Annotated in this window: 25 protein-coding genes; 8 read left to right on the top strand and 17 right to left on the bottom strand. The window is 39.4% G+C overall.

Features of this window, described 5'->3' with window-relative positions; all coding sequences use genetic code 11:
• Nucleotides 1-75: 75 nt before the first annotated feature.
• The 7 genes from LRQ06_RS17825 (at nucleotide 76) to LRQ06_RS17795 (ending at nucleotide 7,481) form a co-directional block, all read left to right on the top strand.
• Nucleotides 76-579, top strand: coding sequence for a phenolic acid decarboxylase (locus LRQ06_RS17825; protein WP_232769013.1), 504 nt, complete (start codon nucleotides 76-78; stop codon nucleotides 577-579).
• A gap of 196 nt (nucleotides 580-775) precedes the next feature.
• Nucleotides 776-1,393, top strand: a complete 618-nt coding sequence (locus tag LRQ06_RS17820) for a 3'-5' exonuclease (protein ID WP_232768389.1) — start codon at nucleotides 776-778, stop codon at nucleotides 1,391-1,393.
• Between the two features lie 129 nt (nucleotides 1,394-1,522).
• Nucleotides 1,523-1,819 carry a hypothetical protein gene (locus LRQ06_RS17815; RefSeq protein WP_232768388.1) on the top strand — a complete coding sequence of 99 codons (297 nt, stop codon included), beginning with the start codon at nucleotides 1,523-1,525 and terminating at the stop codon, nucleotides 1,817-1,819.
• A 398-nt stretch (nucleotides 1,820-2,217) separates the two neighbouring features.
• Nucleotides 2,218-4,059: an ABC transporter ATP-binding protein gene (locus LRQ06_RS17810; protein WP_232768387.1), complete on the top strand. Its 1,842-nt coding sequence runs from the start codon at nucleotides 2,218-2,220 to the stop codon at nucleotides 4,057-4,059.
• On the top strand, nucleotides 4,052-5,848 hold the full coding sequence (locus LRQ06_RS17805; RefSeq protein WP_232768386.1) for an ABC transporter ATP-binding protein: 1,797 nt from the start codon (nucleotides 4,052-4,054) through the stop codon (nucleotides 5,846-5,848). The genes LRQ06_RS17810 and LRQ06_RS17805 overlap by 8 nt, the downstream gene beginning before the upstream one ends.
• A 17-nt stretch (nucleotides 5,849-5,865) precedes the next feature.
• Complete coding sequence (locus LRQ06_RS17800) at nucleotides 5,866-6,702, top strand: class I SAM-dependent methyltransferase (protein ID WP_232768385.1); 837 nt, start codon at nucleotides 5,866-5,868, stop codon at nucleotides 6,700-6,702.
• 98 nt (nucleotides 6,703-6,800) lie between these two features.
• Nucleotides 6,801-7,481 (top strand): TetR/AcrR family transcriptional regulator, encoded by a 681-nt coding sequence (locus LRQ06_RS17795; protein ID WP_232768384.1) that lies wholly within the window; start codon nucleotides 6,801-6,803, stop codon nucleotides 7,479-7,481.
• Nucleotides 7,482-7,618: 137 nt separating this feature from the next.
• On the opposite strand, the gene LRQ06_RS17790 is transcribed toward LRQ06_RS17795, so the two are convergent.
• Nucleotides 7,619-8,662: an alkene reductase gene (locus LRQ06_RS17790; RefSeq protein ID WP_232768383.1), complete on the bottom strand. Its 1,044-nt coding sequence runs from the start codon at nucleotides 8,660-8,662 to the stop codon at nucleotides 7,619-7,621.
• 181 nt (nucleotides 8,663-8,843) lie between these two features.
• Here LRQ06_RS17790 and LRQ06_RS17785 point away from each other — a divergent pair, with 181 nt between their 5' ends.
• Nucleotides 8,844-9,422: a TetR/AcrR family transcriptional regulator gene (locus tag LRQ06_RS17785; RefSeq protein ID WP_232768382.1), complete on the top strand. Its 579-nt coding sequence runs from the start codon at nucleotides 8,844-8,846 to the stop codon at nucleotides 9,420-9,422.
• 57 nt (nucleotides 9,423-9,479) lie between these two features.
• Here LRQ06_RS17785 and nqrC read toward each other — a convergent pair whose 3' ends face one another.
• The 16 genes from nqrC to LRQ06_RS17705 all read right to left on the bottom strand — a co-directional run bounded on the left by nqrC (nucleotide 9,480) and on the right by LRQ06_RS17705 (nucleotide 26,694).
• Nucleotides 9,480-10,244 (bottom strand): NADH:ubiquinone reductase (Na(+)-transporting) subunit C, encoded by a 765-nt coding sequence (gene nqrC, locus LRQ06_RS17780; protein ID WP_232768381.1) that lies wholly within the window; start codon nucleotides 10,242-10,244, stop codon nucleotides 9,480-9,482.
• A gap of 17 nt (nucleotides 10,245-10,261) precedes the next feature.
• Nucleotides 10,262-10,723 carry a copper chaperone PCu(A)C gene (locus LRQ06_RS17775; RefSeq protein ID WP_232768380.1) on the bottom strand — a complete coding sequence of 154 codons (462 nt, stop codon included), beginning with the start codon at nucleotides 10,721-10,723 and terminating at the stop codon, nucleotides 10,262-10,264.
• 8 nt (nucleotides 10,724-10,731) lie between these two features.
• Nucleotides 10,732-11,232 carry a TlpA family protein disulfide reductase gene (locus LRQ06_RS17770; RefSeq protein WP_232768379.1) on the bottom strand — a complete coding sequence of 167 codons (501 nt, stop codon included), beginning with the start codon at nucleotides 11,230-11,232 and terminating at the stop codon, nucleotides 10,732-10,734.
• Complete coding sequence (locus LRQ06_RS17765; RefSeq protein ID WP_232768378.1) at nucleotides 11,219-11,896, bottom strand: ABC transporter ATP-binding protein; 678 nt, start codon at nucleotides 11,894-11,896, stop codon at nucleotides 11,219-11,221. The genes LRQ06_RS17770 and LRQ06_RS17765 overlap by 14 nt, the downstream gene beginning before the upstream one ends.
• A 1-nt stretch (nucleotide 11,897) precedes the next feature.
• Nucleotides 11,898-13,037, bottom strand: coding sequence for an ABC transporter permease (locus tag LRQ06_RS17760; RefSeq protein ID WP_232768377.1), 1,140 nt, complete (start codon nucleotides 13,035-13,037; stop codon nucleotides 11,898-11,900).
• Nucleotides 13,024-14,313, bottom strand: coding sequence for an ABC transporter permease (locus tag LRQ06_RS17755; RefSeq protein ID WP_232768376.1), 1,290 nt, complete (start codon nucleotides 14,311-14,313; stop codon nucleotides 13,024-13,026). Before LRQ06_RS17755 ends, LRQ06_RS17760 begins: the two co-directional genes overlap by 14 nt.
• 2 nt (nucleotides 14,314-14,315) lie before the next feature.
• Complete coding sequence (locus tag LRQ06_RS17750) at nucleotides 14,316-15,725, bottom strand: Fe-S-containing protein (protein ID WP_232768375.1); 1,410 nt, start codon at nucleotides 15,723-15,725, stop codon at nucleotides 14,316-14,318.
• 81 nt (nucleotides 15,726-15,806) lie between these two features.
• A complete protein-coding gene (locus LRQ06_RS17745) occupies nucleotides 15,807-16,325 on the bottom strand; it encodes an iron transporter (protein WP_232768374.1) in 519 nt (172 codons plus the stop codon).
• 40 nt (nucleotides 16,326-16,365) lie between these two features.
• On the bottom strand, nucleotides 16,366-18,306 hold the full coding sequence (locus LRQ06_RS17740; RefSeq protein ID WP_232768373.1) for an FTR1 family iron permease: 1,941 nt from the start codon (nucleotides 18,304-18,306) through the stop codon (nucleotides 16,366-16,368).
• A 540-nt stretch (nucleotides 18,307-18,846) separates the two neighbouring features.
• The gene (locus tag LRQ06_RS17735) at nucleotides 18,847-20,148 is read right to left on the bottom strand and encodes an SLC13 family permease (protein ID WP_232768372.1); all 1,302 of its coding nucleotides are present in this window, start codon (nucleotides 20,146-20,148) and stop codon (nucleotides 18,847-18,849) included.
• A gap of 397 nt (nucleotides 20,149-20,545) precedes the next feature.
• A complete protein-coding gene (locus LRQ06_RS17730; RefSeq protein WP_232768371.1) occupies nucleotides 20,546-21,163 on the bottom strand; it encodes a LysE family translocator in 618 nt (205 codons plus the stop codon).
• Nucleotides 21,164-21,343: 180 nt separating this feature from the next.
• Complete coding sequence (locus LRQ06_RS17725; RefSeq protein ID WP_232768370.1) at nucleotides 21,344-23,278, bottom strand: putative bifunctional diguanylate cyclase/phosphodiesterase; 1,935 nt, start codon at nucleotides 23,276-23,278, stop codon at nucleotides 21,344-21,346.
• Nucleotides 23,275-23,784, bottom strand: a complete 510-nt coding sequence (locus LRQ06_RS17720) for a molybdopterin-dependent oxidoreductase (RefSeq protein ID WP_232768369.1) — start codon at nucleotides 23,782-23,784, stop codon at nucleotides 23,275-23,277. Before LRQ06_RS17720 ends, LRQ06_RS17725 begins: the two co-directional genes overlap by 4 nt.
• 157 nt (nucleotides 23,785-23,941) lie before the next feature.
• Nucleotides 23,942-24,865 carry a DMT family transporter gene (locus tag LRQ06_RS17715; protein ID WP_232768368.1) on the bottom strand — a complete coding sequence of 308 codons (924 nt, stop codon included), beginning with the start codon at nucleotides 24,863-24,865 and terminating at the stop codon, nucleotides 23,942-23,944.
• 98 nt (nucleotides 24,866-24,963) lie between these two features.
• Complete coding sequence (locus LRQ06_RS17710; RefSeq protein ID WP_232768367.1) at nucleotides 24,964-25,677, bottom strand: AraC family transcriptional regulator; 714 nt, start codon at nucleotides 25,675-25,677, stop codon at nucleotides 24,964-24,966.
• 72 nt (nucleotides 25,678-25,749) lie between these two features.
• The gene (locus LRQ06_RS17705) at nucleotides 25,750-26,694 is read right to left on the bottom strand and encodes a DUF1848 domain-containing protein (protein WP_257794118.1); all 945 of its coding nucleotides are present in this window, start codon (nucleotides 26,692-26,694) and stop codon (nucleotides 25,750-25,752) included.
• Nucleotides 26,695-26,870 lie beyond the last annotated feature (176 nt).

Below are 26,870 nucleotides of genomic sequence, written 5' to 3'. Positions count from 1 at the left end.
AAAATAGCGTTATTTTATAAAAATAATTTAAATTATAGTATCTGTATTCCAAAAAATGAATAATAAAAGAGAGTGATTATGTTTGATAAAACCGATCTTTCAGGCCTTCTTGGTAAACATTTGGTTTACACATACGACAACGGCTGGAATTATGAAATTTATGTAAAAAATGGAGAAACTATGGATTACCGGATTCATAGTGGAATTGTCGGAAACCGTTGGGTCAAAGATCAAAAAGTATTTCTTGTCAGAGTAGCCAGTGACGTCTATAAAATTTCATGGACTGAGCCTACAGGGACTGACGTTAGCTTAATTGTAAACCTGGCTGATAAAGTCTTTCATGGAACCATTTTCTTCCCTCGCTGGATTATTAATGATCCGAAGAAAACCGTCTGTTTCCAGAATGATTTTATTCCTCAAATGGAAGCATATCGCGAAGCGGGTCCAATCTATCCGACTGAGGTTATTGATGAATTTGCTACCATTACATTTGTACGTGATTGCGGAGAAAATGACGACAGTGTAATCAATTGTGCTGCAAGCGAATTACCAGCTAATTTCCCAGACAATCTGAAATAATTAACCCGAAGGTTTCGGTATAATGAGTTATGCCGGAACCTTTTTAATCGCTCCCTTATCCTCCCTTATCGAATAAATGACATTCGATATTCAGTCCTCTGATTTTTCAGTTTTCTATTGGTTGATATACATAATCCTGCCTTATCATGTCACTTCCGTATATAATCGTCTTCAGATATTTATGCGGGTAAAACATATGCAGATACTGGCCAACTCTACGATAGTTCTCGATTTTGAAACCACCGGGCTCTCACCAAATATGGGAGACAGAGCTATTGAAATTGGTGCGGTAAAGCTGGTCGAAGGGCAGGTAACAAAGACTTTTCAATGCCTGATGAATCCAGGATTTCGTATCAGCCGGTTTATTGAAAATTATACGGGCATTTCGAATGCTATGCTAAATAACGCTCCCAGTTGCGAAGAAGTAATGAGTGAGTTTGCTGAATTTATCGGAGACAGCTCACTGGTTGCACATAACGCCTCTTTTGATAAACGATTCCTGGATGCAGAACTGGCCCGAATTAATACGGATTACTCAGGCGATTTTGCCTGCTCAATGCTGATAGCCAGGCGATTAATTCCGGACTCACCAACACATAAGTTAGGAGATTTAGTTCGTTTCAAACAAATTGAAAATGACGGGACGTTTCACAGGGCATTGGCTGATGCGCAAATGACAGCAAAATTATGGACATTAATGGTACATGAACTGGAAAGCATCGGAATAAAAAATCCCAGTTTTTCCCTAATGCAACAGATAAGTAAAATCAGTAAAAATGATGTATATCGCTTCCTGAAAAAGAAAACCGAATAAACCGATTATTGCTTGCCACTACTTCTATTTATTTGACACCTAATTGAATACAAATTAACAGATATCAATTACTCCATTCTGTTAACAGAGGTATTGTAAGTAATAAAAATCAATAATTAGGAAGCAACCATGAGCACATTAGAAATCAATAACGCAAATATCCCCATATTTGATTATGAATCTTTAACGTTAGAGAAGATTACAGCCGCCATTAAAGTCGTTGAAAAAGCACACAAACTTAACTTTAGTACCATCCGTCAATTTGTTACTGAACACAGTTCAACAGTGATCAGTGAATTTAACAAAATGAAAACGTTTGAAAGTGTTGATCAAAAATTTCAGGTAATTGATAAAGTATTCAGTACGATGCCGGATTATAAAGAACTAAATTACTATATTCTTGAAATTGCTATTTTAGTAAGTTAATCCATTATCAGTGACATACAAATATCTTAAGCCCTCTGACTGATGAAAAATTAGCAGGTACCAATGCAACAAATTTAGAACATCTTTTACAATACCTGTTACAACTGTTAAACAAAAATCCAACCTCGGATAAAGTCTTCACATTTAAGCTTTATCCGGAGTTTGACACACATATCAGTATTCTATTTCCAAAAAAATTTATCAAATCAGTTATCAACCCCACCCTTTATCAGTGGTAATACAGAGTTTGTATTCCTGTCTTCGCATTGGTAATGAAGCGTTAGGTGTTATCTGCGGCAGTTATTCTATAAATCATTTGCAACAGAGTGTTGCAAACTAGAGAAACAAGAGTAATATTGATATCAATTATCATTTAGATCAACATTTAGGAGCTGACTATGAATACCACATCAGGTGAAACACTTGAAGATAATAGCTCACTGAATAAGCCTCCATTAAGATCAGATTCGGAAAATTCAGTTAATTACCTCGCCAGTTTTTCATTAATCCAACCTTTTTTAATCAAACAAAAATGGGCCCTAATCACATCAATTTTTATGGCAACACTTTCAGTTGCATTTGAACTTTTCCCAATCTATGCAATATATCGTCTGTTAGTATTAGCAATCGAATACACCATTAACCCTACTACCGTAATGATCCTATCTGTCTCATCCTTAATCAGCGTTTTGGCTGCATACATTTTACTTGGGTTGGCAATGAGGACATCGCATTTCTTAGCATTCAATTCTCTTTATCAACTCAGGATTAAAATCGCTAAGCACCTCGCTTTACTTCCGATGGGATTTTACAGCAAGAAAAAAAGCGGAGATGCCAAAAAGCTTCTAATCGATGACCCTGAACAACTGGAGTTGATCATTGCACATGGGATACCCGAAGGAATCAGCGCAATCGCAACATGGTTTGCTGTTTCATGCTGGCTTTTTTACATCGACTGGCGAATGGCCTTAGCATCAATTCTGATTACACCTATCTCCTTTTATCTGTTGATTAAAGGAATGAAGAAAGGCTCAGAACATGCATCGGCCTACCAACGTGCAAACCAAGTAATGAATGCCTCCGTTGTTGAATACTTAAATGGTTTGCCAATTATAAAAATTTTCAATCAGGACGAAAAAAGCCACAAGGAAACAGAACAGGCGATAAAAAACTATGCCAATACCGAGAAAAGCTGGGCTCAGGCATATTTACCCTACGGTGGCACATTCTTTAGCCTTGTTCTCAGCAATGTGATTTTCATAGTGATTCTGGGCAGTTTTCTGGTCGTCAATCATTCTATTGACGTTATCACATTTGTCTTTTTCATCATTGTTGGGGCCAATTATAGCCGCCCATTACTTAAACTGTTTCATTTATTCCATCAATTGGCTCATATCAGTATGAATTCACAGTTGACTGAAAAAGTATTAGCCACGCCTCCACAAACAGACTCGCATAAAACCATCTCTCTTGATAATTACACGGTTGAATTTGATAATGTTTCATTCAGATATGATCAACAGGAAGTTCTACATAACATATCATTTACTGCGAAACCAAATGAAATAACAGCGCTAGTTGGACCATCCGGTGCAGGGAAAAGCACTCTCGCCACACTGATCCCCCGTTTCTATGACATATCAAAAGGACAGATTTCTATTGGGGGACACTCAATTACTGAATTTTCGATAGAGCAACTCATGGATACCGTCTCTTTTGTTTTTCAGGATACTTTTTTGTTCACTGGAACTTTAGAAGAAAATATAAAATTTGGCTCCCCACAGGCCTCTGTTCAAGACATGATTCTGGCGGCTCAAGCGGCTCAAATACACGATTTGATCTTATCCCTGCCAGAAGGATATCAAACAAAAGTTGGCGACAAAGGACGTAAATTATCAGGTGGAGAATGCCAACGCATCGCAATAGCAAGAGCTATTCTCAAGAACTCCCCGATTATTATTCTTGATGAAGCAACCGCATTTTCGGATCCAGAAAATGAAGCACTGATCCAACAAGCAATCGAAGCCTTAACAAAAGATAAAACGGTAATCGTAATTGCACACAGACTAAACACCATAAAAAATGTTGATCAAATTGTAGTTATTGATAACGGCTTTGTTGTTGAAAAAGGACTCCATGAAAATCTTTTAAGTAATGATGGCGTCTATAAAAAACTTTGGACCGACTTTTGTGCGATTCAAACATCCGAATCAAAGGTTGAGGAATATCCACATGAATAACCAAATTCAAAAAGAAACAACAGAGACACATTCTGACTGGCAAAGTTTAAAGCGGCTATGGAATTTGGCAGGACCACTGAAACACCAAATTGTCAGAGGAATCATATTCCGGTTTCTTCAGTCTTTCAGCCTAGGATTGGGTTATGGCGTCGCCATTATAGTTGTCACTACACTTGTTACTTCACAGGGCAGCGTTACGAAAGACTGGTTCTATCAAATTTGCTTCCTTTCATTACTTTCGCTTACCGGACAACTTGTTTTTAGTTTTTTATCATCACACAAAACTTGGATGGCAAGCTTTCAGCTATCCAGTGATTTACGAATAAAAATGCTAAGAAGAATGAACCAACTTCCATTGGGTTTTCATCTATCCCGGCATAGAGGTGACGCTGTCACTGTTCTCACAACCGATATGCAGACAGTAGAAACATTTCTGTCTGATGGTTTACCCCGCATTGCAGAAGCATTCGGCCTTCCAATTGCAGTGCTTACCTACCTGATTTTTCAAAATACTGCCCTATTCACCGCCGCTGCTATTTCGATTGTCCTGAGCATACCGGTATATATCATTGCCAGTCATAAACTTGCTCAGTTAGGAATAAAACGTCAGGACACACAGGCATCTGCAGCAGCAAGAATGATTGAATATATTCAGGGGATGGTGGTCATAAAATCTTTCAACCGTCTCGCGAAAGGTCAAGAAGATTTTGAGAATGCACTAAATGATTTCCGGAATTTATCCAACAAGATGGTTAAACAACTTGTTTTTCCATTGGTTATATTTGGGGCAATTACCCTACTCGGTATTCCCATTATTTTTTATGTTGATAGTCATTTACTGCTAAGTAACAGCATTAACGTATCTTTATTTATAACGGCTCTAATGCTTATTTATGCACTCTACAGCCCTTTGCTTGGTTTGGTGGCCGTTCTTGAGCAAACCCGGATGGCTGATGCTTCGTTGACCAGAATGAACAGAGTCCTAAACGCAGAAACCCTTTCTGAACCAGAACACTCTGAAAAACCTTCTGATTTTGATATTAAATTTAATAACGTTTCTTTTGGATACAATGATGATCAAAGCGTTATTAATAATATCAATTTTTCTGCCAGACAAAACTCCGTAACGGCAATCGTCGGACCTTCCGGAGCCGGCAAAAGCACACTACTTAATCTTGTTGCCCGTTTCTGGGATGTTACATCCGGAGAAATCAGCATTGGTGGAGTCAATCTTCAGCAAATGAAGACAAAAGACTTAAATAAATTAGTTACTTTCGTTTTTCAGAATGTCTATCTTTTTTCGGGAACAATAATGGATAACCTGTTGATTGGTAGACCTCATGCAACTCAAGACGAAATCATTTATGCGGCAAAAATGGCTCAGGCTTATGATTTTATAATGGACCTGCCTGATGGGTTCGATACTCAAATTGGAGAAGGCGGGGCTACTTTATCAGGAGGAGAGAGACAGAGACTTTCCATTGCCAGAGCAATGCTCAAAGACGCACCTATTATTCTGATGGACGAAGCGACAGCAGCAATTGATCCAACCAATGAACGCGCTTTTTATCAGGCTTTGAAGGCATTGACAGCAAATAAAACCGTTCTAATTGTCGCCCACAAATTATCAACCATAAAAAATGCAGACCAAATTATCGTCATGAATGACGGAAACATCGTTCAGCAAGGCAGCCATACCGAATTAGTCAACTGTGATGGCTTGTATAAAAACTTATGGGATAAGTGGTCAGGTGCAGCCAACTGGAAATTTAATCCGTTAAAACATTAATATTATAGGGAAAAATTATGGAAAACAGTTTACGTCAAACCGGTATCGGTAATGAAGTCAGTCAGACTTTATTTATTCCTCTTTATATGAAAGCACAGCAGACTCTTGCCAAAGATTCTTTTTTTCAAGATTTATCGGCCGTTCATATTGTCGAAAATATGAAGTACGATTTCTCTGTATTTAATCAATCGGTGACCAGTTCTGTCGGATGTGCTGTCAGAGCTGATTATATGGATTCTCAAGTTATAAATTTTATTGATTCTCATGAAAAACCGATCATTGTTAATATAGGGTGTGGTCTGGATGCCAGATATGAACGCGTAAGGCCTTATATTAATAAAAAAGCACAGTTTTATAATCTGGACCTTCCAGATGTAATCAAAATGCGAAATAAGCTACTTCCAGGAAACAGTGAAAGCATCAATCTAACAGGTTCAATTCTCAAAACATCCTGGATGGAAACTCTTCGATCCTATCACCCCGACAGTCAATTCTTTTTCACTATAGAAGGTGTGTTGATGTACTTTGACAAATCTCAGGTAAAAAACATACTGCAGAATTTAAGTCACTATTTTAAAGGCGGAAAATTAGTATTTGATGCAACCTCTGGCTGGATGGCAAGACATTCACAGAAACACGATAGTATAAAACATACAGGTACCGAATTTCAGCTTTATCTGGACGATCCCCGTGAAATCGAAATTTGGAACGATAATATTAAAGTAGCGAAAATTCACTATTACTGCGATTTTAAAGAATTTCGCCGAATTGGATATATAAAATATTTCCTCATGAAATATTACCCACCAATGCGGAAGGCTGCTTATATTGTCACCTGTAACATTTCTCAGTAAAAAAAAGGAAGAGCTGTATCATTGGATTTTAGCAAATCTGATGCGTTTTCTATATATTACCGATAATTTGATTATTAAGATAAAACAGAAATATTTATATGACATCTAAGCAACCCTCGGATGTATCCATCGGAAGGCCAGCCCGAATTTCCCGTGAAGCAATCGCCAAAGCGGCATTGGGAATCGGACTGGACAGAATAACTCTGAAAAAAATATCCACTAAACTTGGTGTTGATCACTCTTCACTATACCGACATGTAAAAAATCGTGAGGATATTATCTACGATGCTTTGGATCTGGCAATTTCCGAAATTAATACAGAACATCATACTAATAATTGGCAGGATTATTTAACTTATGTAGCGAATACACTTTGGGATATTTACGCAAAATATCCGGGACTGGCGGCTACAATCCGAAGTTTTGATCGCCCTCCACTATCAGCAATTAACGCATTTTCAATGTCATGCGACAAAATTGAATCACTCGGCTTCAACCGTGATGACTCCGCCTTGATTATTGACAGCATTATTGATATGACAACCGATTGTGCCTCTGCATGGCAACAGTTAAATACTCCCGATTCAAATGGGAAAATACCAGCTCAACGACTCAAAAATGCCTGGGAGCAGGCTAAAACTCATCAAACAGCCGCACATGTCGAATATGTTGTTCGTATTATTGCCAGTAACCCCAAAGACTGGTGGCAGAAAAAATTATCTCTGCTCATTGCTGGTGCAGAGGTTTTCTACCAACGAACTATATCGAAAGATGACTGAATTACCCTGAAGTAATGCTACGATTTAAGGCTTAACAGAACTATATAATGAAAATATACCCCTCTGACTGGTAAGCTACCTAGAGGGGTATTCATAATTAGAAATTGACAAATTTCTCTTATTTTTATACAGAAGGATCAGATTAATTCATCCAGCTTTTCCGGATCGTAAGCTGTCAGCTCCTGTCCATGAAGGACACGGGAGACATAATCAGGGTTTGATATAAATGAACGACCAATTGCCACCAAATCGAAGCGGTCTGTCGATATTGCCCTAGTCCCGGACTCCGCATTATATCCACCGACTCCAATAAGTGTTTTGCTGGTATGCTTACGCATATAATCAGAGACGGTACCATCCAGAAAATCAAATTCCATGGTGTCATCAAACATCCCTTCATGCAGATAGGCAAGCTCCCTTTTTTCCAGTTCTTCAAAAAGATGATCGAACACTTTCCTATCTTGTGGGTCGGGATCTATATGTGCATACGCTCCGGGAGACAGGCGTAACCCAGTCCGGTATCCCCCAATGCGTTCACATACTGCATCGACGACAGAAAGGGGAAAGCGGGTCATATTCTCAGGTGTTTCCCCGAACTCATCAGTTCTCTGATTCGTATTAAAATGAAGAAACTGATCGATCAGATACCCGTTAGCCCCATGGATTTCAACACCATCAAAACCCGCCGTAATCGCATTTTGTGCTGCAGTTGCATAATCTTCAGTCAATTGCTCAATCTCTTCGCTTGTTGCCGCTTTAGGTACGGTATAAACCAGATCTCTATGCCGGGGAACCGTTCCTTCAAATGCAATGGCAGATGGAGCTAAAGCATACTCTCCACCGAAAAACGTCGGATGTGCCACACGTCCGGTATGCCATAACTGTGCAAATATCTTTCCCCCCTTCTGATGAACAGCAGAAGTGACGTTTTTCCAGCCTTCTACCTGTTTTTCAGTAAATAATCCGGGAGTATTCGGATATCCCTGTCCATCAGGTCGAATAATGGTTGCTTCAGAAATGATCAACCCGGCATCAGCACGTCGGGCATAATATCTGGCAACCTCATCGGTAGGAACAAGCTCATTATCTGCTTTACAGCGAGTTAACGGCGCCATGACGATTCGGTTATTAAGCGTAATTTTACCGTTGAGTTCAAACGGTTGAAATAATATGTCTGTCATTACTTTTCCCCAGTTATTATTGACTTTTATCTATGCTAGATCATTCTTGAATGATCATTCAAGCTATTTTTGAACAATCATTCAAATTGCTTTGTTTCCTGTTTTTTCTCGGGTAATATGTAAGACAACAATACATTGACTGATTCGAGTAATGTTTTTTTGCAAATGATGAGAAAAAGAAGTGCGTCTAGCGAAATATGACAGAGAACAGGTATTATGTTCTGCCTTGTCTCTGTTTGTCACTAAAGGGTTTAATAAAACCAGCATGCAGGACATAAAAAAAGCAACCGGATTACATCCCGGTTCCATATATTGTGCTTTTAAAAACAAACAAGGGCTTTTACTGGCTGCGATTGAGCATTATGTGAATGAGCGGGATCAACAGTTTAGTGATATCTTCGACTCTCAACCGACGATTATTAAGGGCCTGAAAAGCTATTTTTCAATGATTGTAAATGAATGCGAAAACGCCACCATTAAAGATTGCCTGCTACAAAAATTAATGAATGAATTAACGCAAGACGACAATGAAATGAAGAATATCATCAATGACGCTCTGAATAGCTGGAAATCCAAATTATTATCCAAACTCAGAGAAGCACAGGCTAAAGGCGAAATATCAGCAGAATCAGACTGTGATTTTCTGGCCGAGTATCTTGTTATGGGGATTTATGGTTTACGCGAGTTTTCTCATACAAAACCACAAAAAGGACTTTTAGCCAAAATTGCTGATCAATTACTACAGTCAACAATTCAGTAATATCGCCACCCCAGCGCCCCTCTGGAAGCAGGAAAGCTTCCAGAGATTATTTCTAGATTATGATTTCACTCTGAGTTTCTTTATTGCCGGACCAAAAGCATTGTCGCCACACCAGAAATTAATGGCATTTTGAATTCCATCACTAGTCATCGTCGCACCACTGACGCCATCAATAGAATTGCTGTCAACCGACGTCTCATGATTCATTATTACCTTAAAATCAGATACACCCTGCTTATAGACATGTTTTCCGGTAAATCGTTTAACAACATCAGGATCATCAACAAATTTTGCCCCCAATCCCGGCGTTTCACTGTGCTTGTAAATTCCAAACCTGTAAATGCTTAAATCATCAGCATTCAGTGAAACAAAAGCGTAAATTAAAGCGTATTTTCCCTCCCCCCGGACAGGTACAATTATTTTGTCGAGTTTACCGGCATCATCGTTAACCAGATAAAGCTCTCCGATATTTTCTCTTCGTTTTATACCGGCAATATCATCCTGCTTGTTCAGAACAACTGACCGTTTGGGATCATTTGCTGCTTCCTGCTCATTGTAATTTTCAGGTACCATCGAACGTTTGAGCAGACGGCCAGTATTCAAATCAACAAAACGCGGAGTAATGTATTTTTGGGTCACTTCAGCCATTGGCATCCGTTTATTTATCAGTCCTGCGACCTCAACCATAACAAGACGCTTATCCAGCGTTACCGTTTTAACTTCATGTTCTGCATGATTGTCTACAGATTTATTATCATCGCACCCACTAAGAGAAACTATAAACATTCCGAGCATGAAAGAGATTAGTGTTTTTTGTAACATAATTTCCTACTCAATGACTATTTCAGACGACGTGGAACCACCTGGGCAATCACATCAAACTCCCCCTGATTGGTATGAACTTTCAAAGTAAGAAATTCTCCGGTTTTTAATTTGTGAATAGGGTTAAACAACATGAAGTGATGAGTATTCGGCGTCAGAGCCAGTTTTTTATGGGCTGGAACGGTAATGTGGTCTACATGAAACATTACACGCTTACCACTTTCGTACCGGGTACTATGAAGCATTGTTCGCTTGAAATCATTAGATGTAAAACCATCAATAATTAGATCTTTGTCAGTATGATTATAAATCGTCATTTTGCTTCCGGTAGCATTAGCACCATTGGCCAACTGAAATACCACCGGATTTTGTACATCAATCATTTTTTTTAGTTCATTTACTTTTGTCTCAGCCAGAACAGAAAATGTCATCACAAGAGCGGCACACATGACCAGCAATAAACGTATTTTTTTCATCATAAGATTTCCTAATTTTTTACAAGATATGAAATCGCTTTATTCAAATCCAGCTCATAGGAAAATCCAATATGAAAATTCACTATTTCGCCAGATTGATCAATAAAATAAGTGGTTGGGGTAACAGATACCTGATAACGCTCTTTTGTAATACCCAGTTGATCAAATCCAATTGGAAATGTCAGGCCATATTTTTTAGCAAATGCGTTTAGATCAAAGTGATTTTTATCAATTCCGACACCAATTAATACCACATCATCCGGACGATTTTGTAACACACTTTGCCATTTATCCATCATGGCAATACAGGCTCCACAGTCCTTCGACCAAAACTCCAGAATGACCGGTTTCCCTTTAAATTGATCAAAAGTGATCGGATTATTTTCCGAATCGAATACAGCAAGAGATGGGGCTTTCCCCCCAATTTTTGCAAGTTGATCCTGGCATCCGGTAATAAACACGGAAAAAATCAGAAGAAAAATTCCCCCGACACATTGATTAAGCCGCAACATTTGGTCTTTCCTCACCGAGGTATTTCCCGTGTTGTAACCGAATAATACGATCCGTATATTTGCCCAAATCCGGGTTGTGAGTCACCATAATAATGGTGCGGTTTTCTGCGTGTAACTTTTGGAAAATATCCAGTACAATCCGCTCATTTTCTTCGTCCAGATTCCCGGTCGGTTCATCTGCAAAAATAATCGGACATTCATTAACCAGTGCTCTGGCAATACAAACCCGCTGCTGTTCTCCTCCAGATAACTCGCTGGGAAGATGGCCAATCCGGTGTCCTAACCCAACCATTTCTAAAACATTAACCGCGGCTTCCCGGTCAGTAACACTATGATAATGCTGAGCAAGCATTACATTTTCCAAAGCCGTCAAATAGGGAATAAGATGAAATTGCTGAAACAACAATCCGATTTTCTCAGCACGAAACTCTCTGCGGCCATTTTCATCCAATTCTGAAGCATCCTGACCATCAAGGATAACCTGACCTTCAGTAGCCGTATCCAGGCAGGTCAGAATATTCATTAATGTGGTTTTACCGGAACCGGACGCACCCATAATGGCAACAAACTCTCCATGCTTCACGGATATATTGATGTTATCCAGTGCACTTACCTGATCAAAACGCTTACACAGACCTTTAGTTTGAATCGCATAAGATGACATCTTATTCTCCTTTTAATACTTTCGCCGGATTGACATTAATTGCCCTGACGGTCGGTAGGATTGCAGCAACAACAGCGGCAATAATGGATGAGATGGGGGTAATCAGAAAGACAGGCAAACGAAGGTCAATCGATGCATTGAAAACAGTCTGCCCAAGTATCTGAGCAAGAACATAACCGACTCCCAAACCCACAATAATAGCAACTATTGTTATCAATACCGTTTCGATAATAATCTGACCGGTAATTGCCTTATTCGATGCGCCTAACGATTTTTGTAGAGCAAACTCACGACGGCGCTCGGATATCATCGCTGTCAGTGTCGTATTCACACATAATGTCGACAAGATTAAGATAACCAACGAAACAACACCTAATAGCAGTTTTATTTTGTCTAATACCCGCCCCTCAGAGGCAGAGACTTTCCGAATCGGACGAACATTTAGTGCTGGGTACACTTTGCTTACTTTTTTCTGAAACTCAGACACCTGTCCCTGATCATTCGCCAGACTGAACATAGCATAATTGATTTTGCTTTCTTTATTGAGCCAGTTCTGAACAACCGGCAAGTTTAGAATGAGGTAGTTATCTTCGTTTGAACCAGACTCGATGATACCTTTAATCGTAAAACTGCGTGTCTCTCCATTCTTTTTTATCAGATTAATGGTTGAACCAACTGACAGTTCAAGCTTTTCTGCCAGTTTGCTTCCGATCATAACATTTCGTTCATCAAAGGATACACCAATCCATTTACCCTTCACCTGCCAATAGGGAACCAGCTTTCTCAACTGAGAAAAATCGATTCCCATCAGAACCACATTTTCCAGATCTGACTGAGCCATACCGTATAAATAAGGGCTGGATGCCACCAGACTTCCCTGCGGTGCTAATGACATCATTTTTTTATAGCCATCATCATCGAGATAAGATTTCCCTTCTTCCGGTCCGACAAAAAAGTTGGCGCCATAATTACGCAGTTCATGGCTCATTTTTTCATTAATATCAAAATAAACCCCAGCCATTGCTGTAACGATTGCCGCACCTACCATAAGAGCAGCAAACACAACCAACACCCGTTGAATTCTCAGTCTTAGAGAACGGGTGATTAAAAGCAGAGTCATTGATGTGTTATTTGCGGCCATAAAGCACCTCAATTGGATACAACGCAGCAATTTTCCTGGAAGGGAAATAAGTGCCAATTGACGTAATCAAAACAGAGAGGACCAAAACCAAAGGAATAATGATCCAGTTGAAACTTAAACTAGAACCAAATAATGCGTATCCCATCAATTTGGATAATCCCCAGCCACCAATGCACCCCAGAATTCCACCGACAATTCCACATCCTATCGACTCAGAATAAAACAGTGCATACACCTGCCAGTTGTGTGCCCCCAGAGCTTTCATTAGACCGATTTCTTTTGCTCTTTGTAGAATAGCGTTTGTCATCAAGGACGCGATTCCCATAGCAGCAGCAATCAACGCAGAAATCGTGACAACAAATAACAGACTTTGAATTTTCCCAATCACAATACCCTCCGAAGCGGCAACCTGCCAAAGAGGTTTCACTGTGGCATTGTTCATCGCACTCTCCAGTTGAAAAGATATGGATGACACATATGCGGTACAAAACCACAAATCGTATTCATCAGAATCCAGAGATTCCAGGTCTTCTCGAGCCTTTTTCGACAACGCATTTTCCGGAACCGTTAATGCTGAAACTTTGACACTTTGAACGCGCCCTTCAAGTCCCAACAACGTCTGCCCGAGAGCAAGAGGCAAAAGAATTGAATTATCATCCGCTGTCCCGTCACTTAGAATTCCGGTAACAACGATGTTGACATTTTGTCCATTAACACCGGAAAGCATCAATTTATCACCGGTTTTCCAGTGCTGTTCGGCTGCTAAAGCTTGCCCGACTAATGCCTGATTTTTTTCATCATCCGGCCACCGACCGTTAACCTGCCAGTATGTGGAAATATATTTGTTTCCGGTATGAAAAGTGGGCTCATCTGAAACAGGTAAATGCTTATCAAAAAAAGTACCCACGATATTAATGTTTGTCAGATGCCTTTCCGGAACGGTAACCTGCCCCCTGACAAACGGCGCAAATCCGATAATGTTATTGCGCCAGAAAATATCCATTATGTTGGGCAGCTCATTCTCTTCCAGCAAATCTTCTTTGTCCAACGGAGTCTGCTGAGCATTAAGGATCTCAGGCAACTGAATCTGTCCTTCAGGAGTTATCTCAATATTGGCACCATAGCTTTTCATTTCTTTCGACATCTTATCGCCAATATTAATCGATACAGCAAGTAACGCAGAAATAAGACCAGTGGCAAGAAATACCGTCGTAATCGCCAGAATTTTCCGGCCTTTATCATGAGCCCAGGATTGTCTGAGCATTGTGAATAACATGCTTACTCTCCTTCCTCATCATTATTAATAGCTGCACTATCTGCGTATTTCCACGGTTCTGCTCTGAATGCTTCATAAGTTGCCTCAGAAGTAAAGAAGTAAGTCTTACCACCAAACTGATATGTATGATCAGCATCTTTATTACTCAGCTCTTCTCCGTTGACCGGATCTGTTACAGTGATTTCCAAAACTTCACTGAAATATTGCAAACCACTTTCCAGCATTTTTTTCGAAATCGTAATTTCATTGTTATGGAGCGTCCATTTTGGAATCGGAATTGGGTTACAACCACCGGGCTTTCCTATTGACGGAATAAAAATATGGACACCGCAGGCCAAACAGATAACCTGATCACCCACCTGTGTATATCCCGCATCCCCACAAAGCATGCAGGCATCAAATACAACACCAAACTTTTTCTCTCCCGGGTAACGGTCAATAATGAAAAAACGTACCACTTTCCCGTCACTGGCCACCCATTCATAACGGTGTAATTTCCCATCAACTAATGTTTCATTGACAGGAATATGTACTCGCTGGTCTGCCATCAATTCAATACGTGTCGCCGGCGAGCGTCGTAGCGGTTGTGATGCCACAAGATCCCAATAAAGAAGACTGGATAAAATCAGAATAATGATGAATCCATACTGTTTCAGTATCCCGTTAAAACGATTGATTTTTGCCTGATTTTTCCGACGCTCCAATGCCGATGTGAACCCGGCTTTGGCCAATCTTAAAGGCCGAACCTGTGACAGGAACAAGGCCGTCATACCTATCAGGCCAAATACCAGAGCACAGTATGGGTAAACCCAGTAAAAATTGGTTACTTTGGAAACATAACTCAATAACCCCTGAGTCAGCCCAAGTATTTGCAACTTTATCGCAGAAAGCATGATTTCCCCGGAAAGAGGAAGTAATGCGATCAGTACCAGCACGCAAGTCATCGTTCGGTTGAGACCGGAGGATAAAAAAGACATTATCTTAGTAGTGATGACCTGACACCAGACAATCAGAAAAAATCCAGCGACTAAAGCGGAACCATTCAGAATAAAATCCGTGTTAATTACATTGGTCGCACTCAACATGGAAAGCTTTGCAATTTTCGCCCACATAAAAGATGCACAGAGCAAAACCATAGCCTGAAACGCGATGACAACCGAACCCGAAGGGCGCAACATTACTCCATACAGCAGTGCCAGAAATAAAACAGCCGCATATAAGCCCGATGCGATCAGAATATGAACCTGACCGTACGGCAAATAGATAAAACACGCCGCACCAACGAAAATGGCACAGAAAGAAGACCAGAACTGAATTTTATAAAATCTAAATTCAACTCGGCTCCATAGAATTCCGAAAAAAATAGCGGGAATTAAAAATAAAGAAATAACCTGAGAGAGATAGAAACTCATTCTTTAACGCCTGATGATTAAAATTGATGAGGCATATCCCATACTCTGAAGATATGCCTATCAATTGACTTAAATACCGATTTATTTCAGACCGACATATTTGAACTTATAATTCACATCAAATGGCTTAAACCAACGACCTACACCAGTTTCTTCATCGGTATGACGAAGAAGGCCAGCTTTTGATGGTGGATCAATATGAAATGTCAGTTCATAGTTACCAACACCTAACATTTTAACGTTTGAACCATAATGTGGACCATCTGAAGCGACCATTGGCATAAATGTGCCATCTTGAGTTTTACCTGTATCCACATTTTTCAGGCTGTAATGAATGGTAAGATATGGAATCCATTCACCGGCACCGAATCCATTTTTGTTACCCGCAAGTGCGTGAATATCGGCTTCAAGGTGAACATCTGATTTAGATGCTGCACGCATCATGCCTTGTGGTTCCATAGTAACAGGCTCAAGGTATACGGCAGCCAACTCCATGCCATTCATTTCAACAGTTTCACCTGCCGGAACTTCACCTGCATAAACACCCGCACTCGCCAACATTGAAGCAGCGATGGCTGCTGTCAGTAACTTTTTAGACATAATTAATGATTTCCTTTTAGATTTTGTTATACACATATTTTTACACTGCAGTTGCTGTCTCCTGTGCGCCGCGACGTTTCATTACAAACAATGCAAACACAGCTGCTATCACTAAGATAATTTGTGGGGTTAAAGTTTCAATATATGGGTATATACCCAACAAACTAAATTGAGGAGCCCACGTAATTAAGGTTGGTTGAAATAACTTACCTTCAACCAATTCCAATATGCCTTTGCCAGCAAAAACAAAAGCCATCAGATACATGAATCCGCCGGTAAACAGGAAGAACGGTTTTAGCGGCAGTTTCACCACACTATGGCGCATGAGGTAAAAAATAATGACAAGTAACAGGATACCTATAACCAGACCAGTAAAAATCCCGATGAGTCCCTGTGTATCGGCATCTGCGCCAAGTGCATAATAGAACAGAACAGTCTCAGCCCCTTCCCGGTATACCGCCAGAAAGCTGGCAAACCACAGACCGATAATTGACCCTGTCGTTAAGGAAAGCGAAATTTTGTTTTCTAAGTATTTTTTCCACTGATGTGCTTCAACTTTAGACAACAGCCAATAGCTCATTGAAAACAGTACGACAACAGCAATCAGCATGGTAAATCCTTCCAGTAATTCTCTGCTCGCACCTGAGTTTGTAAATAACCACTGAAAGAGACCGGCGGTAATCACACTGGCAATCAAGCCTACGACAACGGAATTTTTAATAATATACAGTTTGTCCTGGAAATTATTTTTCACCAGATAAGATGTAATCGCCGCTACGATTAACAATGCTTCCAATCCTTCACGCAAAATGATCGTCAAACTGGCAAGTAACATTGCCCACAACCCGTGATTGTTTTCTGAAAGTAAATCGGAACTTTGTGTTAAGTCTGAATGTAATGCCTCACGTTGATTATTCATTTCCTGTACATCAGCGCCTGCTTTCATTAGGCTGACCAGGTGAGTAAAGTACCCTTCAAGCTGGGTTTTCATAGCAGAATCGTGTGCGCCCACGGCATTTTCCATACCGGATGCTTCAAATAAGTCAAAATAAGCATCCTGAACACTGCCAATTGCCGCTTTTACGTTACCATTCTTATATTTTTCAATAGATTCCGATATAGCATCATTAATTTTATTAACAACTGTAGCCCAGTCTTTCCCGTTATTCTGTGCATCTTGAGATGCCGCCTGCTGAGGCTTCTGAGAATCACGGGTGGCGGGTAAACCCGGTAAATCGTCTTTTAGATCCTGAACCAGGGTTGATAATTCGTAGCTAAAAGCAATCAGTTGCTGTTGGCTATACGGCGCCCTCGTAATTTTTGCCATATTTTTAAATCTATCATTATACTGTGCTGATTTTTCCATCGAACGATTCAACCGAATGGCAATTTCAAGCTCCGAATTTTTATAGAATTCATACTGAGCTTTTTGCACTAACTGATAGGCTTTTTGCTTTTTATCTACCGAAGAACCAGGGTCGTCAGCGGATTCACGATAGTCAGACAAAGCATCATTTAACGTTTTTTCAATAGAAATAACGTTGTTACGCCAATAAGGAAGAATATCAGCCTTATTCAGATCCTGATTTTCTGCTACCAACTGATGACCCGAAGCCAGCTTTTCCGGCAAGGTATTAATTTGCCCTTTCAACCAATCAATTTCTGCTTTGATTTTTTCCTGAGGAACCTTTTGCGAAATTAACTTCCGGATTTCACCGAATTTAGCTTCTAACTGATAACTGTATTTCTGCGAGTAATTAATCCTGATAGGCCCTTCAATACCTTCATATATATCAAAATAAGCCATCTGAACGGTCGATTTAGCACTATCGATATCACCAGCCTGATAGAGTTGTAAGGTTTTGTCGAGCCTTTGATTGATATCGTTTGCAGCCGCCTGATAATCAACAATAGCACCAAGCGCATGAAACGATGACAAACAAATAAGAAACGTTAATAGTGATTGAAATAATTTTTGCATCATGAATCCGTATTGTTTTAAACCATGCAAATGCGAACGAGATTGATTGTCAACAATACTATCATCAAAGTTGCTAAATGTAACTAATTATTAATACCATTTAGAATAATTGTTCTGTATAGATGAAAATCAAAAATCTATGGATAAAAAATTCAAGATTTATTCTGAATTTTTTCTTTTGGCAATAGATTTATAACATATTGATTTTATAATTAATTATAGTCCAGCCAGTTCCCATTAGTCACCCAAATAGAGAGAAAAAGAAAAGAAGACTAAATGCAACCATACAATGCCAAAAGAAATAAATCCTTAAATAGTTCCTAAAGAAGCCAGCTAATTGTTGTCTCAGAATTATCATAATAAGAAAAGCATCTAATGGCATATCCTATAACGAAAGATAGCGAAGAAATAAGTTGATATATAAAAATATAAAGATGGAACTAGGGAAAAGGTCTATAGAGTAAATTAGAGTCCGCAAAAATGCGGACTTTAATTATAGCGATGCGACGTTGTTCTTAGTGACAACATCATTTGCAATCGTTAACCGAGAACGACAACCAGAGCCAAGCCATAAACCACCGTCAGTGCTATCAAAATAAACGGCAGGAGCAATAACTTTTTAAATAATACTTCTCTGGTTTGTTCGTCATTACAATAGCTCAACGATAAACTACCACCACTTGAAAATGGCGATAAAGCCGCAGCATTCGCACCAAGACTAATAATACAGAAGAATACAATTGCCTGAATCGTACTTACATCACTCAAAGCAGGTACAATTGGGTACAATGTTGGCATAACAACACCGGTAGTACTACTAAAGAAAGACATCCCCCATGGAATAACCATCATTAACGGAGCCAAAAGTGATTCTGGAATATTTCCGCCAACCCATGAAGAGAATGTCACAACCATACCCGCTTTCACACCCAGTTTGATCAGGACGCCAATTCCGCAAATCATGATGATTGTTGACCATGGAACAGAAGAGATCATTTTTTTCTCATCGCCCAAATTACACATCAGCGATAAAATGGCAAAGAAAATAGCAACAAAGCTAATATTGATATTTTTCTGAAATGCAGCAATTTCAGGTGTGCCAATCAGGACATTCAATAGCGCCGGAACCAACAGAACGGCAATCATAGAACCAATCAGAATCAGGTTAGTTCTCTGGACTTTATTGAATGGTTCCGGTTTTTCCATAGCAGCATTCACATTCAGTACTAACCACTGTTTTTCCAGAATGAAGAATAATCCCATTTGCAAAAGCGTATATAACGTAACGGTTGTATAAATCATCAGTGCAGTATGAGCGGCATAATTAGCATCGAATCCGGAGTTTAGAACCAGCTCTTCCGCAATTTTACCACCGACACTAATCACAAACCGGCCACCAGAAAGAGCCCCACCGTGAGTCGCCAGAATACCAACAATAATGGACATCTTTGTTTGCTTGCAAATCGCCAACATAATTGGAATGACGACGGCCATAACGGCAAAGTAACCAGCTCCAAGTGCAGCAATAACATGGGCCGCGGCAAAAATAGCTAAAGGAAGTGCCATTGGGTATTTACGACATGAATAAATTATCTGTTTTGCCAGTTTCTCTAACGTACCGTTTTGTGACGCGAAACCATAAAAAAGTGATACCGACATGATGATAAAAAAGATTTTCATTGGCCAAAGAGCAATGACTGCTTTTGGTTTCATTCCCATAAAAAAACAGCCAATAATATATGCAAACACCAGTGCAATGATACCAATGTTTATTTTCTTATAAATTCCTATTATTAGTGAAGCAAGTATTGCTCCGAAAATGAGTATTAAATTGTCGTCCACTGTATACCTCTAAAAATTATCATTTGCGTAAAAATGTAATAAATACGCTCACTTAATGAATAACGATTCATTAAGTCTTGTTTCTAGCAAATTAAATTTAAGCGGACATTGACCTAAACAATATAAATAATATAAATAATATTATTTATAAAATTTACGTAATGGTCGTAAAGGATTCTTCCTATAAGGATGCATAAGAACATTAAAATGAAAAGGAGTAAAAGGAGTGATACCGGGCTGATCGCTGAATGCAAACCAGACGGTATCCTATACACAACATAATCCACCGATGATAATCAAAAAGTCACCAGTAAAATAAAGGAAGCCGAAAACAGTTTTAGATAAAAAAATAACTATAATTAGAATTTAGTTTATAGTACTTATCTCGTGACTCCATTTAAATTCGTTCCGTCAGCGCCAGCTTCAGACCAAGCGCAGCAAAGCTACCGGCAAATACTTTTTGTATAACGATACTGACTTTTTCCGAGCGCACAATAAGGCCACTGAAGTGGCTGGCCGCTAATCCATATAATATAAAGACTCCTAATGTCATCAACATGAATGTAGCACCAAGAACTAGCATATTCAGTACTGGCTGTTGAGCCTGATGAGAAACAAACTGAGGTAAAAAAGCCAGAAAGAAAATTGACAGTTTGGGGTTTAAAATATTGATTAAAAAACCTTTCATCACAATATTAATAAGCCGGGTTTCAGTCTGTTTTTTTTCAACAACTAATGGCGATGAAGACCGCCACATTGACCATGCCAGATAGAGCAAGTACACCACACCGAAATATTTAACCGTCTGATATACCAGAACACTGGTATGAAAAATAGCAGCAAGACCAAACACACTAGCCAGCATTGACGGAACAATACCGAGAGTGCATCCTGCCGCAGCAAAAATACTGGCTCGCTTGCCGGTAAACAGACCTGTTGCCACAGTAAATAGCACTCCGGTTCCGGGCATCAAAACAACCACAAGAGAAGTAATCAAAAATTCTGGTGAGACCATGTCAAAAATCCTTAGTTAATATCATGTTATACCCGAAGTTTATTCAACTATATTGTAATAATAAGGTATGCCTTTTTCATATTTTAATCACTATTTATCCCGGCTACGAGGCATTATATATCTGCATCTTATTTCTGTAACTCAATCGTTCCTGAGAAATACCCAATGGCGAATAATAGGCTAGCGGTAGCAATTGGAAAAGTTATTTTTGAGGATAAGTGGCATTATTTGCTCAGCAGGGAGTGGTTTCGCTATCAGATACCCCTGCAGATAATCGCAACGAAGATGAGACAGATAACAGGCTTGTTCTTTGGTTTCTACTCCCTCCGCAACCACTTTCAATTTCATCGCACGAGCTAAAGTTAAAATCCCGTTCACCATCTGGCTCTTGTTACCATCGACTCCAACATAATCGACAAAGCTTTTATCAATTTTAATCCCTTCAAGGGGCAGTTTTTCCAAATAAGAAATGGAAGAATAACCCGTACCAAAATCATCGAGATAAAGCGAAAAGCCTTCGTTAACTAAGCTTTCAAGATTTGCAAAACCATTAGCTTCATGAGTAATTAACTCGTGTTCTGTTATTTCAAAATGAATACAGGCAGGGTCCATATTTAGCTGTGTCTTTAACGCCTTCATTGAAAAGACAAAATCTGAGGCAAGGACATGCCTGGCTGCCAAATTAACCGAGACTCTCATGTCAATCCCTTCATCTGCCCATTTTTTCTGCTGATAAACAGCACGACGAATGACCCACTCCCCAAATTCCTTTGTATGGTACCCTTTTTCGATTAGTTGAATAAAATCTGCAGGAAACAGTAATCCCTTCCCCGGATGATTCCAGCGAACCAGTGCTTCAACACAAACACACAGCCCGGTTTCAGCTTCTATTTGTGGCTGGTAATAAAGTTCGAATTGGTCATTATCTATGGCATTTTTGATTTCTGTTTCCATCTGATGTTCACGCTCAATTAACAAACTGAGCTGCTTGTCGTAAACATGATAACGGTTTTTCCCTTCGCTCTTTGCTTTAAACAAGGCGATATCAGCCTGTTTAATAGCATCATGGACATCCAGAGTATTTAGAGTCATTTCCTGCGAACTGGTAACACCAATACTGACAGTTATATAAAATTCCTGATTATTAACAATAATAGGCTTTATAAAAGCCCCCTGAATCTGGCCAATAATTTTCACTAAATCGCTAAAATCAATAGAATCACAGAAGACAAGCAAAAATTCATCCCCTCCCATACGTCCTATTTTATCACTTGACCTTAAGACCTTTTGTATACGGCTAACAGCTTCTATAATTGCCAAATCACCGGCCGTATAACCAAGCAATTCATTTACCCGCTTAAAGTCATCAATATCAACCATAACGATAAACAGTTTTTCATTATTTAAATTTGCCCGCTCCAGCTCATCGGATAATTCCAGTTCAATTAATTTACGATTTGCCGTATCAGTCAGAGAGTCATAATAGGCCAGTTTTTCTAACTCGGCTTCCTTTGCATTAATTTGTTTTAACAGCTTTTGCTGGAAAAACATCTGAGCCAGTATGACAATAAGAACAATGGCAGTGGCAAATGAAATAGTCTGATACAATTGAGATACTTTGTATTCACTGGTTTTGAAATCAACATAGCTCGACTGTATATCCGTCCATACCAATCTTTCACGCCGTTCCGCGGTCAGATAGATATCTTCAACCAGTTGTCTGATCTTCTGTAAATTTTGATCATTAATATCAAGCTGGTATGTTTCCATTAACAAAATGATTTGTTCCAGCTTAGGCCTTGCAACAGACTTAAACTCGTGATCCAAAGAATGAGCTACATGAATAAAGCCAATAGCTGCCTCAAAATGATCTAAGGCATTGTAGAATATCTCAAGGTTTCTCTGATGGATCGCATCTGTGTAGATCAATAACCCTCTCTGAGCAATCATCGCAGATTTAAACGAAAAACGGATAGTATCCACTTTTTGAATGGTATCGGTTGACTGTGCAACTTTGTAAGGTATTGATCTGAGAGTGTAAAAATAAAAAACCGATACAATAAGAAAAACAATCAATAAAGCAATCAATAACCGTCTGTATCTAAACTGCTTCATTCACTCCCCGCCTCTGTTCGGAATTCGACACGGGTAATCATCCACATCCATTTAGGTAGCTTTAGCCCATCTTCAGCATTGTTTTTATCAAATTCAGAGAAAATAACCCGTAATGGCCCTTTTTCTCTTACCGAGATATAACTGCCATTAACTTTTGTTGCCAACAGGATCTTATCAGATAGCCATTCATTGCGGTTAAAACTAACCTGATAACCATCAAGGCCGGTAAGCAATATTGACTGAACGTCCGGAGTTCCAAGTTTCTTAGCCATGATATTCAGCCAAAAGCCAGTGTAATCCTCTGTCTTCTCATCCCAGGGATTATAGGCCGTAATGGTCACCAGAGGAAGATTCTGCTCCAACGTCTTTATCGTCAGCCTTTTTGAGTATTCAGCTTTTATCGCATCCCCTGAAAACCGGATGGTTTTATCTCCCGGTCCCGCGGCAGCTAAATCAGGCAACAGAATCGAACTAAGTATTAAAAAGAGAAAGAAATGTATTCTCATAGAAACACCGCGTCACCAAACATATTTATCAGTATAGGTACCAGCATAGATATCATCAATGTAGTAAATAAATGACCCGCTATGAAAAATTCAAAATTATTTTGTTAACACTTATAATGTAACAAAGAAGTTCTGACTGTTTTTCTGATGAGATAAATCACGATATAGTTGGTTGTCTTTTGCCTGAAGCCGGGAGTTTTATCATCTGAAATACCAAACTGACAATGATAAGCAAAAGACCACACCAGCCAATTGGAGCAAATTTTTCCCCGACAAAATACACAGCCAGTAATGTCGCAATTGCGGGCTCTAATAATGTTATCAATGTTGCCTGACTAGCATTAATTCGCTTCAAAGCATAGCCAAAACACAGATATCCAAGAAACATAGGAACAATCGCCATATAAAGTAACACTGTCACATGAATTTTATCTGAAAAAACATTTTCACCAGTAAATATTAAAGACGGGAGTAAAAGCAATGCAGCCAAACCAAACATACCTGCCATAGCAGACTTTGAGCTGGCTCCCTTTTCTATCATCTGCCTGGCTGCCCATGAATAAAGTGCGTATGTTCCCCCGGCAATAACGGCTAAGAAAATGCCTAAATACTGCAGTTCTTCATAACTATCAATGACAGCCGATTTCTGTTTGCCAGCTGTCAGAAGAAATATTCCGATGATGCCAATAAAAAACGAACATATCCATTGTGTTGATATTCTTTTTTTGCTGAAAAGACATTCAAGTAACACAGAAAAAAGTGGTGCAGATGAGATTGAGATTAGTGTTCCAACCGCTACTCCGGAATATTTCATTGCGGTATAAAAAGCAAGTGGATAAACAGCAACAGAAAGGCCACCGACAAAACAAATACTGCGTTGAGTGAACAGAATTCGCCAGTCTGCTTTTAGCTGATTTTGGGCATTAAACAGCAATAGCAAGCCGCCAAAGCCCATTGCAAAAGCTCCAACAGCAAGGGAGTTCACATCAGGGATTAAAGAGGCCACTGTTCCGGTTGTTCCCCAAAAAATACTGGCTACGATAACACTCCATACTCCTTTCGCCTTTCTCCTTTCCGACATAACTCTATCTCTGTAAAATTATCATAAACTTTATCTTACAGTTCTGATGTTTAAATAATTATGCCGTTCAGACACTTATGCTTGCTAATAAGACGCAATTAACGTCTGAACTGAGACGGTGATAACCCGGAAAACTTTAAAAAACGCCGACTGAATGCAGCATGATCGGTATAACCAACGATGTCGGCCACAATCTGTATCGGGTAATCAGTATGTAGCAATAAAGCCTGGGCTTTCTCCATTCGCAAACGGGTAATATATTGAATGACAGAAACTCCGGTCTGCTCTTTAAATAACTTTTTAAACTGAGTCGGACTTAAACATGCAACATTAGCTAATGCCATAATAGATAAGGATGCAGGCAAATTATTCTCAATATAATCCAGTGCCTGCCTGATTCTGGGATCAAACGCCTTTAAAATTTTTTGTTCCATCAAAAGGTGGTAAAAAGTGTCATTCATCAGATTCTGAATCGTTCTGTTTATCTGGTATTTCAGCTGTTCTTCAATGAAATTCAAAAAATAAGCAAGCGGTGGTGTAACAGAAAAGACAACGGTGTTGGAAATCAGAAAATGATCCGGGAGATTTTCCAGATCAGCAACAACAAATCTGGCTTCAGCTTCAGCAGAGAAATGATGAATTTCTCCGGCTTTAACAATAACACATTCACCAGGTATGACCTTCCCTTTGAAGTGACTGACTTCAATTGCAATCGTCCCCCTAACGGGTAAAACCAACTGATGAAAATCGTGTTTATGGCCTCTTTTCTGTTTGCTGTATGAGCGAACAGATAACGAATTAATGTCTGACATGATTATTTTTATATTGAGAAAAATAATATGGTAACAGAGAAATCATTCAGGGAAAGCGCCATTAACCAATGTTCAAAACAGGGTGTTTTGCACAGTATGAATTCGCTTAAGAACAGTATATTCACTGTTAACATCTTCTCCTATCAAAAAAGCACTACGAGGGTTATGTTTCTGCTTATTCGTAAATACGGTTCTCTGATTAAATGTTGCATAACAGTAAGCACAACCGTGAAAACAGGTATTGTACATACCTATATCCCTACTTTTAATACAACCACACGCCTTTCTCTGCCCGGGATCCTTTGCACCACTTAACGATAGGCCAAACACATTTTTAATATATTCGTTATCAATGCACTTACCGTGTTTAATACCGAATTCAGATAATTCAAGATCTTCCGCGCAGCTTTCGACCACCATGCCATTTTCTTTAGCCACTTTTGACATATAAAGCGCAAGCTCACTTAGCTCTGATGGGGATTGGGTAATATCCCGATAGGTAAGCCCATCAATTTGCTCAAGATTTCGTTCCGTTTTTTTATATAAATCAAAAAAGCTAATAACGACCTTTCGGGTTTTTCCGGCCAGCATAGCGGCTATTTTAGAGAACAGCCGTTTGTGTTCAGCCACATCAACCATGTTACAAAGCAAAACAGGATCATAACGCCAGATGACTTTTTCAGCGCCTATTAATTCGGACAAATCACAGAAAGTTTTAATGGCGCGATATGGTGCCGGAACATTCTTTTCCAAACACTTTGGATACCCTGTAATGGTAAATTGAAAATAATACCGAAATCCCAATGTATCCAGTTCTGATAGGTGCGCCATCAACATTGTCGGATTGCGGGTCCAGAATACAAATAAATCGACATCAACCGGAGTTAAGGACACTCTGCTTACCTGATGAGCATTAAATGGATTTCTTGTCAGCATAAAGCCCTCTCTGATACGGTTCATAAACCAGGGAGTATAAAATGCTGGAATGTCTGTCCTTCTGCTGACACTAATGATCATATTTTCTTACCGGGTGCGAAGCGATATTTCCAATTATATATCCGGGAACTATCCGTGCACGAACTCGAGTCCATAGTCAGAAGAAATTTAATAAATCCTGTGCCGGTAACGCACTTTATCTGTGCGTAGTGCACCAAAAGAAATTGAATTCAGAATATCTCGAATAATAAATTGTT

Origin of the sequence: Vibrio salinus (assembly GCF_021272385.1) — a bacterium.
Lineage (GTDB): Bacteria > Pseudomonadota > Gammaproteobacteria > Enterobacterales > Vibrionaceae > Vibrio > Vibrio salinus.
Note: the sequence above shows the minus strand (reverse complement) of the source record. Positions and strands in the feature narration are given on the sequence as shown.